At 67.8% G+C, this 11778-nt stretch carries 12 protein-coding genes; 10 read left to right on the top strand and 2 right to left on the bottom strand.

Features of this window, described 5'->3' with window-relative positions; genetic code table 11:
• The first annotated feature begins 2 nt into the window (after positions 1 to 2).
• The 10 genes from ABIE04_RS05975 (at position 3) to ABIE04_RS05930 (ending at position 10038) form a co-directional block, all read left to right on the top strand.
• Complete coding sequence (locus tag ABIE04_RS05975; protein WP_354547636.1) at positions 3 to 1160, top strand: DUF819 family protein; 1158 nt, start codon at positions 3 to 5, stop codon at positions 1158 to 1160.
• Positions 1161 to 1186: 26 nt separating this feature from the next.
• Positions 1187 to 2590, top strand: a complete 1404-nt coding sequence (locus ABIE04_RS05970; protein ID WP_354547635.1) for an SH3 domain-containing protein — start codon at positions 1187 to 1189, stop codon at positions 2588 to 2590.
• 51 nt (positions 2591 to 2641) lie between these two features.
• Positions 2642 to 3739, top strand: coding sequence for a dipeptide epimerase (locus ABIE04_RS05965; RefSeq protein ID WP_354547634.1), 1098 nt, complete (start codon positions 2642 to 2644; stop codon positions 3737 to 3739).
• Complete coding sequence (locus ABIE04_RS05960) at positions 3739 to 4596, top strand: MurR/RpiR family transcriptional regulator (protein WP_354547633.1); 858 nt, start codon at positions 3739 to 3741, stop codon at positions 4594 to 4596. The genes ABIE04_RS05965 and ABIE04_RS05960 overlap by 1 nt, the downstream gene beginning before the upstream one ends.
• A gap of 90 nt (positions 4597 to 4686) precedes the next feature.
• Positions 4687 to 5466, top strand: coding sequence for a L,D-transpeptidase family protein (locus tag ABIE04_RS05955; protein WP_354547632.1), 780 nt, complete (start codon positions 4687 to 4689; stop codon positions 5464 to 5466).
• Positions 5463 to 6701: a dicarboxylate/amino acid:cation symporter gene (locus tag ABIE04_RS05950; RefSeq protein ID WP_354547631.1), complete on the top strand. Its 1239-nt coding sequence runs from the start codon at positions 5463 to 5465 to the stop codon at positions 6699 to 6701. Before ABIE04_RS05955 ends, ABIE04_RS05950 begins: the two co-directional genes overlap by 4 nt.
• Before the next feature lie 108 nt (positions 6702 to 6809).
• Positions 6810 to 7406 carry an anthranilate synthase component II gene (locus ABIE04_RS05945; protein ID WP_354547630.1) on the top strand — a complete coding sequence of 199 codons (597 nt, stop codon included), beginning with the start codon at positions 6810 to 6812 and terminating at the stop codon, positions 7404 to 7406.
• Complete coding sequence (trpD, locus tag ABIE04_RS05940) at positions 7403 to 8461, top strand: anthranilate phosphoribosyltransferase (protein WP_354547629.1); 1059 nt, start codon at positions 7403 to 7405, stop codon at positions 8459 to 8461. Before ABIE04_RS05945 ends, trpD begins: the two co-directional genes overlap by 4 nt.
• Before the next feature lie 90 nt (positions 8462 to 8551).
• Complete coding sequence (gene trpC, locus ABIE04_RS05935; protein ID WP_354547628.1) at positions 8552 to 9346, top strand: indole-3-glycerol phosphate synthase TrpC; 795 nt, start codon at positions 8552 to 8554, stop codon at positions 9344 to 9346.
• A 5-nt stretch (positions 9347 to 9351) separates the two neighbouring features.
• On the top strand, positions 9352 to 10038 hold the full coding sequence (locus ABIE04_RS05930; protein WP_354549794.1) for an HAD family hydrolase: 687 nt from the start codon (positions 9352 to 9354) through the stop codon (positions 10036 to 10038).
• 32 nt (positions 10039 to 10070) lie between these two features.
• Here ABIE04_RS05930 and ABIE04_RS05925 read toward each other — a convergent pair whose 3' ends face one another.
• Together ABIE04_RS05925 and crp are read right to left on the bottom strand one after the other, a co-directional pair.
• Positions 10071 to 10814: a sulfite exporter TauE/SafE family protein gene (locus ABIE04_RS05925; protein ID WP_354547627.1), complete on the bottom strand. Its 744-nt coding sequence runs from the start codon at positions 10812 to 10814 to the stop codon at positions 10071 to 10073.
• A gap of 92 nt (positions 10815 to 10906) precedes the next feature.
• Positions 10907 to 11608 (bottom strand): cAMP-activated global transcriptional regulator CRP, encoded by a 702-nt coding sequence (crp, locus tag ABIE04_RS05920; RefSeq protein WP_056387876.1) that lies wholly within the window; start codon positions 11606 to 11608, stop codon positions 10907 to 10909.
• Positions 11609 to 11778 lie beyond the last annotated feature (170 nt).

The raw sequence follows: 11778 nt of genomic DNA, 5'->3' as shown, positions 1-11778 counted from the left end.
GGATGCATGTGATCCACACGGTCTGGCCCTACCTGGCGCTGATGTTGCTGGTCGCCGGTTTGTTTCCGGCAATGGAACGCCGCTTCGGCTGGAAGGTGTTTTCGGTGTTGCCGCCGATCGTGCTGACCTACCTGCTGGTCACCGCGCTGGCGGTTTCCGGGCTGTGGCAGGTCAACGCGGAGATCAAGGCGGCGCAGTCGATGCTGGTCTCGCACATGGTGCCGGCCCTGCTGTTCCTGCTGATGATCAACTGCGACCTGCGCGCGATCTGGCGGCTCGGCCCGCGCGTACTGGGCGTGTTCGCCTGCACCTCGCTGAGCCTGTTCGTGGCCTTCATCGGCACCTACCTGATCTATCGCCACTGGCTGCCCGGCAACGACTGGCAGCCGCTGGCCGCGCTCTCCGGCAGCTGGGTCGGCGGCACCGCGAACATGATCGCGGTGAAGCAGGCGATCGGCATGTCCGACACCTACCTGGCGATGTCGCTGCTGACCGATGCGCTGGGCTATTCGATGTGGGTGGTGGTGCTGTTCTCGGTGGCGCGGCTGGCGCCGGCGTTCAACCGCTGGACCCGGGCGAAATCCAGCGGCGACATCCCGCTGGCGCCGGTGAAGGCCAAAGCGCCGACCACCTACGACAGCGTGCTGCTGTGGCTGGGCATGGCGCTGGCGGTGGCGGCGGTGTCGGGCTGGCTGGCCGGCTGGCTGCCGGTTTCCGGCATGATCAGCGCGACCACCTGGACCATCCTGCTGGCCACCGGTTTCGGCCTGGTGGTGGCGCACACGCCGCTGGCGGAGTTTCCGGGCGCCAGCACGATCTCCAGTGCCATGCTGATCAGCGTGGTGGCGGTGCTGGCCTCGCAGAGCAACTTCCAGGGCATCGCCGCGGCGCCGCTGTACCTGTTGTGCGGCGTCACCATCATCGCGATCCACGCGGTGCTGCTGATCGGCTGCGCCAAACTTTTCCGCTTCGACCTGTACCTGTGCGGGATCTCCTCGCTGGCGCATATTGGCGGCGTGGCGGCCACGCCGATCCTGGCGGCCAGCTATTCGGCCGCGCTGGTGCCGGTCGGTATCCTGCTGGCCCTGCTCGGCTACATCCTGGGCACCGGTTTCGGCCTGCTAGTGGCGACGATCCTGTCCACGTTGGCGGCCACCTGATGCAGCTTCAACATAGGACCAAGACGATGCGATTTCCCCTGCTTGCTGCCACCGCGCTTGCGCTCGCCTTCGCCGGCGCACCGCTGCAGGCGCGCGAGGCGAACGATGCGTTGACCGTGCCGCCATCCGGCGTGCTCGGCGTCGGCGAGGCACAGCTCACTCCCGCGTTCTGGATCGGCCTGCAAGCCGAGCCCGATCGGGTGATCCTCGACCGCGCCGTGATCGAGGCGCAGAACGCGAAGCTGCTGCAGCTCGATCCGTCGATGCACGACCTGCGCAAGTTGCCGGCCACGCTCTCCCGCGAGCAGGTCAGTGGCTGGATCAACGCGATTTCGGAACGGCCCACGCGCCAACTGTACGACGTCGAGGGCAAGCCGGTGCCGTCAGCGACGTTCGATGCGATGGCGGCTGATCTTGCCCTGGACAAGATCCCGGCCAGCCAGCCCGCGCGCTACGGGCTGATCGTGCAGCGTGCCGCGTTCCGCGCGTTTCCGACGGACCTGCGCGTGTTCAGCTCGAAAGGCGACACCGACATCGACCGCTTCCAGGAGACCGCCGAATTCCCCGGCGTGCCGGTGGTGATCACGCATGCCAGTGCCGACGGCCAGTGGCTGTTCGTGCTGAGCCCGCGCTATGCCGCGTGGACGAGGAAGGAGAATGTGGCCGAAGGCAGTGCGGCGCAGGTCTTCGGTTACGCCGACAAGGCGCCGTACCGGGTGATCACCGGGGCCAGCGAACGCACGGTGTTCACCCGCGAGCGTCCCGAGGTGTCGCAGCTGCAACTGGACATGAGCACGCGCGTGCCACTGGCCAGTGGCCTGGCGCCGGATCAGCCGGTGAACGGGCAGACGGCATACGCCGCGTACACGCTGGAACTGCCGTGGCGCGATGCGGCCGGCAAGTTGCAGTTCTCGCCCGCGCTGCTGCAGAAGAACACCGATACCGCCAGCGACTATCTGCCGCTCACCCCGGCCAACATCATCCGCCAGGCCTTCAAGTTCCTCGGCGAGCGCTACGGTTGGGGTCATTCGTACGATGGCCGCGATTGCAGCGGCTTTGTATCCGACGTGTATCGCAGCATGGGCGTGCAGATGCCGCGCGACACCAGCAAGCAGTCGATCAGTCCGGCGCTGGAGCATCGGCTGTTCACCGACAAGGACAGTCGCGAGGCGCGCATCAAGGCCGCGCACGCACTGCAGGTGGGCGATCTGGTCTATATCCCCGGCCACGTGATGATGGTGATCGGCCAGCTGCACGGCCAGCCGTACGTGATCCACGACGTGGGCGGCATGAGTTACCGCAAGGCCGACGGCAGCAAGGCGCACGTGAAGCTCAATGCGGTATCGGTGACCCCGCTGCTGCCGATGCTGTTCAACGACAAGCAGACCTTTGTCGACCGCATGACCAGCATCGTGCGCATCCGCCACTGAGCGCGCCTGCACCAAGAAGAAAAAGGACACAGATTCCATGAAGGCTTGCCCATGAAAATCACCGACATCCAGTTCGGCATGCTGCGGGTGCCGCTGAAGACCCCGTTCAAGACGGCGCTGCGCACGGTCAACATGGTGGAGGACATCGTGGTGATGGTGCATACCGACTCGGGCCAGGTCGGTTACGGCGAGGCGCCGGCCACTGCGGTAATCACCGGCGATACCCACGGCTCGATCATCGACGCGATCCGCCACTACATCTCGCCGCGGCTGATCGGCCAGGACATCGCCGACCTCAACCACCTCACCCAGCTGATCCAGTCCTCGATGGAGAAGAACACCAGCGCCAAGGCGGCGGTGGAGATCGCGGTGTACGACCTGTGGGGCCAGCTCTACAGCGCGCCGCTGTACAAGCTTCTCGGCGGCGGCGACCCGGTGATCACCACCGACATCACCATCAGCGTCGACTACATCGACAAGATGGTGGCCGACTCGGTCTCCGCGGTGGAACGCGGTTTCGAGTCGCTGAAGATCAAGGTGGGCAAGGACATCGGCGTCGACATCGAGCGGGTCAAGGCGATCTACGCCGCGGTGGAAGGGCGCGCGCTGCTGCGGCTGGACGCGAACCAGGGCTGGACCGCCAAGCAGGCGGTGTACGCGCTGCAGACGCTGGAGGATGCCGGCATCAAGCTGGAGCTGATCGAGCAGCCGGTGAAGGCGCGCGACCTGGCCGGCATGCGCTACGTCACCGAGCGCGTGCACACGCCGGTGATGGCCGACGAGAGCGTGTTCGGCCCGATGGAGGTGATCGAGCTGATCCGCCTGCGCGCGGCCGACATCATCAACATCAAGCTGATGAAGACCGGCGGCATCTCCAACGCGATCCGCATCGCCGACATCGCCGGCATGCACGGCATCGAGTGCATGATCGGCTGCATGCTGGAAACCAGCATCAGCGTGGCCGCGGCGGTGCACGTGGCGGTGGCGAAGTCGAACGTGATCACCAAGATCGACCTGGACGGCCCGTCGCTGTGCCAGTTCAATCCGGTCGACGGTGGGGTAATCTTCAACGAGTCGGAAATCTCGGTGACGGACGCCCCCGGACTAGGCATCCGCGAGATCCGCGGATTGGAGAGGATCGAAGCCTGATGTCGCCGCTGGTCAAAATCCGTTCGGAACGCGACCAGATGTCGGCAGTGGAGCGGCGCATCGCCGACTTCATCCTGGAGAACGCGCAGCTGCTGCGCGACTACTCCTCGCAGCAACTGGCCAACGCGCTGGGGATCAGCCAGTCCAGCGTGGTCAAGTTCACCCAGAAGCTGGGCTTCAAGGGTTATCCGGACCTGAAGTATTCGGTCGGCGAGGCGATCGCGCGTGCCGACAACGGCGACACGCCGCAGGTCGCGGAGGCGAGCGGCGGCGAAGGCGGCGGGGCGTCCGCCGGCAACCTGTGGCGGCGCAAGTCCGAGGCCGAGGAAGCGACCCGGCTGATCAACCCGCCGGAAACCCTCCACGCCGTGGCGGACGCGATCGAGCAGGCCGGCCGTGCCGGCAAGGTGTTCATCATCGGGTTGGGCGAGGACGACATCCACGCGCGCGGCTTCGCGCTGAAGCTGTCGCTGCTGGGCATCCTCACCGTGCACAACTTCGACACCGCGCGGATGACCGCGAACGTCTCCGCGGCCAGCGCCGGCGACGTGCTGCTGGTGTTCTCCGAGCACGGCAACCATCCGGCGCTGTGCAAGATCGCACGCTACTTCCGCGAGCGCCGCGGCCAGGTGATCACGGTGACGCGGCACACCGCCAACCCGCTGCGCGCGCTGGCCGACCTTGCCCTGGTGGTATCCGCGCACGACGAGCTGCCGTACGTCCAGCCGCTGCTGTACCAATCGGCGCTGCAGCACCTGCTCGACGGCGTGTTCGTGCAACTGTGCGAAGGCCACGACGATCGCCACGCGCAACTGCTGGCCAACCTCGACCGCATCCAGCTGATGCTGGAGCCCTAGCTACGGGAATCGGGAATCGGGGCAGGAACAACATTCCCTGGCGGACTCCCACACTTGTTGCGTGACGCTCACCTATTGGATGGAAAGCTGATGACTGTTCGCCGCCGCACCCTTGCCCCGCTGATGTTTGCCATCACGCTTGCCGGAGCCGCGCACGCCGGCGCGGCGACCACGCCCTGGCACGACGCCCGCCAGCTGGTGCTGGTCACCACCGCCGGCTGGAACGCGAACCATGGCACCCTGCGCACCTTCGCGCGCGACGGCGACGGCTGGCGTGAAGTGCGCGCCGCCGTGCCGGTGACCATCGGCAAGAGCGGCGCCGCCTGGGGCCTGGGCCTGAACGCGCCGCAGCATGGCGGGCCGCTCAAGCGCGAAGGCGACGGCCGCAGCCCGGCCGGCGTATTCCGCATCGGCGAGGCGTTCGGCTACGCCGCGCACGCGGCCACTGCGCTGCCGTACCGCGCGCTCAGCGCCACCGATTACTGCATGGATGTCAGCGGCACGGCACAGTACAACCGCATCGTCGACGCGAACGTGGTCGGCGCCGACGCGGTGAAGGGCTCCAGCGAACCGATGCGACGCGACCTGCACGCGAACGGCGACCAGCGCTACAGGCTTGGCTTCGTGATCGAGCACAACGCGCAGGCGGCGCCGCAGGGCGGCAGCTGCATCTTCGCGCACCTGTGGAAGTCGCCCACCGACGCCACCACCGGCTGTACTGCCATGACGCCGGCGGTGATGGAGTCGCTGCTGGCCTGGTTGAAGCCGCAGCAGCATCCGGTCTTCGTGCTGCTGCCGCAGGCCGAGTACGAGCGGCTGCGCGCCGACTGGCAACTGCCGGCGCTCGCCGCCGCGGATGCCGCGCAGTGAGTGCGACCACCCGGGTTCTGGTCGGGCTGGCCACCGGCGCGCTGATCGGCCTGCTGCTGGCCGGCTGGAACGAAAGCGTGGCGTTGCAGGTGGCCAACGTGGCGCAGCCGATCGGCAAGCTGTGGCTGAACGCGCTGCAGATGACCGTGGTGCCGCTGGTGCTGGCGCTGGTGGTGGTGGGCGTCAACACCGCCACCGACGCGGCCGCCTCGGGCCGCATCGCGCGGCGCGCGATCGTGGTGTTCATCGTGGTGCTGACCGGCGGCGCGGTGTTCGCGGCGCTGGCCGCGCCGCTGGTGTTTTCGCTGTTCCCGCACAATCCGGCGCTGGTCGCCGCGCTCGATCATGCCAGCATGCCTGCGGCCGCGCAGGCGGCGCCGGTGAACTGGATCGATACGCTGGTCGCGATCGTGCCCAGCAATGCGATCATGGCCGCGGCGCAGAGCGCGATGCTGCCGCTGGTGGTGTTCGCGCTGTTCCTCGGTTTCGCGCTGACCCGGATCGCACCGGCGCGGCGCGCGCTGCTGATGGAGTTCTTCCAGGCGATCGCCGACGCGATGATCGTGATCGTGCGCTGGGTGCTGTGGATCGCGCCGCTGGGCGTGTTCGCGCTGATCCTTTCGGTGTGCGCGCGTTCGGGCCTGGGCATGCTCAGCGCGCTCGGCGTGTACGTGCTGGTGGAGTGCCTGCTGTACCTGGCGGTCACCGTGATGATGCTGCCGCTGGCGGTGGCCTTCGGCGGCGAGCGGTTGCGCCGTTTCGCGCTGGCGCTGGTGCCGGCGCAGGTGGTGGCGATCAGCACGCAGTCCTCGCTGGCCTCGTTGCCGGCGATGCTGGAAAGTGCCGACCGCCGGCTCGGCTACCCGAAGCAGGTCGCCGCGCTGGTGCTGCCGATGGCGGTGAGCCTGTTCCGCCTGACCAGTCCGGTGCAGTACGTCACCTCGGCGGTGTTCATCGCCTGGGCCTACGGCATCGACCTGTCCACCGCGCAGCTGCTCGCCGGCGCGCTGCTGGCGGTGGTGATCAGCCTGGGCTCGGTCGGCCTGCCGGGCCAGGTCACCTTCATCGCCACCAACCTGCCGGTGGCGCAGGCGATGGGCCTGCCGCTCAGCCCGCTGGGCCTGATGCTGGCGGTCGACACCATCCCCGACGCGCTGGCCACGCTGGGCAACGTCACCGGCGACCTCACCGCCACCAGCGTGGTGGCGCGACAGTCGCGGCGCGATACCGCCTGAGCAGGGGCCTGGCGGGTGCGGCTGGCGCCGCTGGCGGAACCGGGGCGGACGGCACGGCTATAATGCCGTGCCCGGCGCGCTGCGCCGTCATGTCCCGCAAGGCGCGCCATGCTGCTGATGATCGACAACTACGACAGCTTCACCTACAACCTCGTGCAGTACCTGGGCGAGTTGGGGCAGGCGGTCAGGGTGGTGCGCAACGATGCGCTGGACGTGGCCGGCATCCGCGCGCTCAAGCCCTCGCACATCATGATCTCGCCGGGGCCAGGCACGCCGGATGATTCGGGCGTGTCGCTGGACGTGCTGCGCGAGCTGGCCGGCGAGATCCCGGTGTTCGGCGTATGCCTGGGCCACCAGGCGATCGGCCAGGTGTTCGGCGGCAAGGTGATCCGTGCGAAGCGGATCATGCACGGCAAGACGTCGCCGGTGATCCATCACGGGCAGGGCGTGTTTGCCGGCCTGCCGAATCCGTTCGAGGCCACGCGCTACCACTCGCTGGTGGTGGAGCAGTCGTCGCTGCCGGATTGCCTGGAAATCACCGCGTGGACGGAAAACCCGGACGGCTCGATCGACGAGATCATGGGCCTGCGCCACAAGACGCTGGCGGTCGAGGGCGTGCAGTTCCACCCCGAGTCGATCCTGACTCAGCACGGCCACGACCTGCTGCGCAATTTCCTCGGAAAGCCGCTAAAGGCGGTGGCATGAACGGCCACGCCCGCGCGATCACCATCACGCCACAGGAAGCCCTGCAGCGCACGATCGAGCATCGCGAGATCTTCCATGACGAGATGATCGCGCTGATGCGCCAGATCATGAACGGCGAGGTGAGTCCGCTGATGACCGCGGCGATCATCACCGGCCTGCGCGTGAAGAAGGAAACGGTGGGCGAGATCACCGGCGCGGCGCGGGTGATGCGCGAGCTGTCGGCGAAGGTGGACGCGCCGCCGCACGCGCACTTCGTCGATATCGTGGGCACCGGCGGCGACGGTTCGTCCAGCTTCAACATCTCCACCACGGCGATGTTCGTGGCGGCGGCGGCCGGTGCACGCATCGCCAAGCACGGCGGGCGCAGCGTATCGTCGAAGTCCGGCAGCGCCGACGTGCTGGAGGCGCTCGGCGCGGCGATCGAGCTGTCGCCTGCGCAGGTGGCCGTGTGCATGGCCGAGACCGACATCGGCTTCATGTTCGCGCCGAACCACCATCCGGCGATGAAGGTGGTGGCGCCGGTGCGCAAGGAAATGGGCGTGCGCACGCTGTTCAACATCCTCGGCCCGTTGACCAACCCGGCCGGCGCGCCGAACATCTTGATGGGCGTGTTCCATCCCGACCTGGTCGGCATCCAGGTGCGCGCGCTGCAGCAACTCGGCGCGCGGCATGCGCTGGTGGTGTGGGGCCGCGACGGGCTGGACGAGATTTCGCTGGGCGCGGCGACCCTGGTCGGCGAATTGCGCGATGGCGTGGTGCGCGAGTACGAAGTGGAGCCGGAGGATTTCGGCCTGGCGATGGCGTCCAGCCGTAATCTGCGCGTGGAAAATGCGCACGAGTCGAAGACGATGCTGCTGGAGGTGCTGCAGGGGCGCCACGGCGTGGCGCACGACATCGTTTGTCTGAACGCCGGCGCGGCGCTGTACACGGCCGACGTGGCCGCTTCGATCGGCGAAGGCATCGATCTTGCCCGCGCCACGATTGCCAGCGGCGCCGCGCATGCGAAAATGCAGGCCTTCGTGGCGGCCACCCGACGGCTTGCCAATCCGCAGTAAGGCGTACATGGTGCGCGAAGCTGCCGCGGCCCGGTGCGCCGGTGCTCTTGTCGCGCATGGGATGCGCTCCCACACCACCAGTGAGATGCCATGACTGACATTCTCAATCGCATTCTTGCCCGCAAGGCGGAAGAGGTTGCCGAACGCCGGGCCCGGCTGCCGGAGGCCGAACTGATCGCGCGCATCGCGGACCTGCCCGGCACCCGCGGTTTCGCCGCGGCGATCGAGGCGAAGATCGACGCCGGCCTGCCGGCGGTGATCGCCGAGGTGAAGAAGGCCAGCCCGAGCAAGGGACTGATCCGCACGGATTTCGACCCGGCCGCAATCGCGAAGAGCTACGCGGCCGCCGGCGCGGCGTGCCTGTCGGTGCTGACCGACAGCGACTTTTTCCAGGGCAGCGAGGCGTTCCTGCAGCAGGCGCGCGAGGCGTGCTCGCTGCCGGTGCTGCGCAAGGACTTCATCATCGACGCGTACCAGGTGTACGAGGCGCGCGCGATCGGCGCCGACTGCGTCCTGCTGATCGTCTCGGCGCTGGACGACGACGTGCTGCTGCAGCTGTCGCTGCTGGCCGCGGAACTCGACCTGGACGTGCTGTGCGAGGTGCACGACGAGGAGGAGCTGGAGCGCGCGATGGCGTTGCCGGTGCCGCTGATCGGCGTGAACAACCGCAACCTGCGCAACTTCGAGACCTCGCTGGAGACTTCGCTGGCCCTGCAGGAACGGGTCGAGTACGACCGCGTGCTGGTGGCCGAATCCGGCATCCATACGCCGGAAGACGTGGCGCGCCTGCGCGAGGGCGGCATCCAGGCGTTCCTGGTCGGCGAGGCGTTCATGCGCGCCGAAGACCCGGGTGCCGAACTGCGACGGCTGTTCTCGATCCCGTGACCGTGATGCCGGAACAGGAAGCGCTGGCGCCGGCGGACGCGGCATTGCCGCGCGTGGTGCTGTTCGATTTCGACGGCGTGCTGATCCGCGGCGATTCGTTCTACCTGTTCATGCGCGAGCGTTACCGCTGCTCGTGGTGGCGCCGCCTGCTGGCGCTGCTGAGCACGCCGCTGCTGCTGTTGCAGCTGCCGTTCTCGCGCCGCCTGCCGATGCACACGCTGGTGCGCATCGCACTGCTGGGGCTGGGCGAGCAGGGCTACCAGGTTGCCGCGAATGCATTCGCCGCCGCCCTGGCGCGGCGGCCGAAGCAGTTCTGCCGCGACGGCCTGCAGGCGTTGCGCCGGCACCAGGCGCAGGGCGACCGGGTCATCGTGGTGACCGGCTGCGAACACACCCTGGTCAGCGGGATCATGCAGCAGCTGGGCCTGACCAACCTGGAGATCGTCGCCTCGCAGTTGCGCCCGGGCTGGCTCGGCATGCGGCCGCTGTGGCACAACGTGGGCCGCCGCAAGGTGCAATCGCTGGCCCGGCACGGACTCAGCGAATGGCAGGTGGCGTACGGCGATTCCATGTATGACGCGGCGATGCTGAAGCTGGCCGCCGAGGCGGTGCTGGTCAATGGCACGCCCGCGCTGTGCAAGAAAGTCGAGAAGGCGCTGGGCCGCGCGATCACCCGCGTCGAATGGTTCTGAGCGCCATCGCGTGATCGGCGCGCGGCGCGCGCCTAGAGCAGCGCCTGCGCCAGCTGGCTCAGGCTGATCAGCACGATCAGGCTGCCCACGGCGGCCATCACGGCGTGCTCGGGCAGGTGGCGCACCAGCCAGGCTGCGAACGGCGCGGCGATCACGCCGCCCGTGAGCAGGCCGAGCACGATCGGCCAATGGCCGGCGCCGACATGCCAGACCAGGGTGGCGGAGACGCAGACCGTCACCACGAATTCGGCGGCGTTGACCGAGCCGATCGTGCTGCGCACGCCGCCGCCGCGCGCGATCAGGGTGCTGGTGGCCAGCGGCCCCCAGCCGCCGCCGCCGATCGCGTCGAGCAGCCCGGCGAAGAAGCCCAGCACGCCGCTGTGCTGTACCTGGTGGCGGGTCAGCCGCTTGCCGAAGGCGCGCAACAGCACCATCGTGCCGAGGATCAGCAGGTAGGCATTGACCCAGGGACGGATCGCCTCGCCCGGCACGCTGGCCAGGAAGGTCGCGCCGAGGATGCCGCCGATCGCACCGGGAATGGCCAGTTGCCAGAACAGTTTCCAGCGCACGTTGCCGAACCAGGCATGCGATGCGCCGGAAACGCCGGTGGTGAATACCTCGGCGGTATGCACGGTGGCGCTGGCCACCGCCGGCGGCAGGCCCAGCGCCAGCAGGATCGAGTTGGAGACCAGGCCGTAGGCCATGCCCAGCGCGCCATCGACCAGTTGGGCGAGCAAGCCGACACCGACAAAGATGAAGAACTGTCCGTAATCCAAGCGTCGTCTCGCAACCGATGGCGGAGCGCCATCCTTGACCAGTCTTCGTAAAAAGACGGTTCAGGTGGCGACAGGGTGAGCCCCTGCGCGGGTCAGCGCGTGCCGCGCACCACGATGGTCTTGCCGGAGACGTCGATCATGCGCTGCTCCTCCAGCTGCTTGAGCACGCGACCGACCATTTCGCGCGAGCAGCCCACGATGCGGCTCACTTCCTGGCGCGAGATGCGGATCTGGGTGCCATCCGGGTGGGTCATCGAATCCGGCTCCTGGCACAGGTCGAGCAGGGTGCGCGAGATGCGGTTGGTGACGTCCATGAAGGCCATCCGGCTGACCTGACGCGAGGTGCGCAGCAGACGGTTGGTCAGCTGCGAGCCGATCGCGAACAGGATCTTCGGGCATTCCTCGCGCAGCGGGCCTTCCATCAGCTGGAACAGGCGCTCGTAGCTGACCTCGGCCATCTCGCACGGGGTGCGCGTGCGCACCATCGACTCGCGCTGGGCCTGCTCCACGAACAGGCCCATCTCGCCGATGAACTGGCCGCGGCTGATGTAGGCAAGGATCAGTTCGCGTCCCTGCTCGTCCTCGGTGCACACCGCCAGCGAGCCCTCGACCACGTAATACAGGGTATTGGCCGGGTCGCCGGGACGGATGATCGCGGTCTTGCCCGGGTAGCGCCGGCGATGGCACAGCGCCAGGAAACGTTCCATCGCGGCCGGGTCCGGTGCGAAGCCGAGCGGGGCCTGCGAGCGTTCAAAAGCCTGTTGGAGCTGGTACTTGAGTTGCGCCACGATCATCCCCTACAGATGGTTGTCATTACAGCGGCAGTCGTTGCCACGCGCCATGCGCGTCGCTGAACCATCCTTGCAAGCTTGGCATTATGGCAAACCTGAGCGCTTGTGGCAGGTTCAATTTCTTTTCCTTTTGCCGCATACTCCGCGGTCTTCCGGATGCGGCAAGGTTGCCA

This window comes from Rhodanobacter soli (assembly GCF_040548735.1).
In the GTDB taxonomy this organism is placed as follows: domain Bacteria; phylum Pseudomonadota; class Gammaproteobacteria; order Xanthomonadales; family Rhodanobacteraceae; genus Rhodanobacter; species Rhodanobacter soli_A.
Note: the sequence above shows the minus strand (reverse complement) of the source record. Positions and strands in the feature narration are given on the sequence as shown.

Bases quoted from the DNA above. Each gene is read 5' to 3' on its own strand.
- trpD (WP_354547629.1), top strand. From the start codon at position 7,403: ATGAACGGCCACGCCCGCGCGATCACCATCACGCCACAGGAAGCCCTG.
- ABIE04_RS05970 (WP_354547635.1), top strand. From the start codon at position 1,187: ATGCGATTTCCCCTGCTTGCTGCCACCGCGCTTGCGCTCGCCTTCGCC.
- trpC (WP_354547628.1), top strand. From the start codon at position 8,552: ATGACTGACATTCTCAATCGCATTCTTGCCCGCAAGGCGGAAGAGGTT.
- ABIE04_RS05930 (WP_354549794.1), top strand. From the start codon at position 9,352: ATGCCGGAACAGGAAGCGCTGGCGCCGGCGGACGCGGCATTGCCGCGC.
- ABIE04_RS05960 (WP_354547633.1), top strand. From the start codon at position 3,739: ATGTCGCCGCTGGTCAAAATCCGTTCGGAACGCGACCAGATGTCGGCA.
- ABIE04_RS05945 (WP_354547630.1), top strand. From the start codon at position 6,810: ATGCTGCTGATGATCGACAACTACGACAGCTTCACCTACAACCTCGTG.
- ABIE04_RS05975 (WP_354547636.1), top strand. From the start codon at position 3: ATGCATGTGATCCACACGGTCTGGCCCTACCTGGCGCTGATGTTGCTG.
- ABIE04_RS05965 (WP_354547634.1), top strand. From the start codon at position 2,642: ATGAAAATCACCGACATCCAGTTCGGCATGCTGCGGGTGCCGCTGAAG.
- ABIE04_RS05955 (WP_354547632.1), top strand. From the start codon at position 4,687: ATGACTGTTCGCCGCCGCACCCTTGCCCCGCTGATGTTTGCCATCACG.
- crp (WP_056387876.1), bottom strand. From the start codon at position 11,608: ATGATCGTGGCGCAACTCAAGTACCAGCTCCAACAGGCTTTTGAACGC.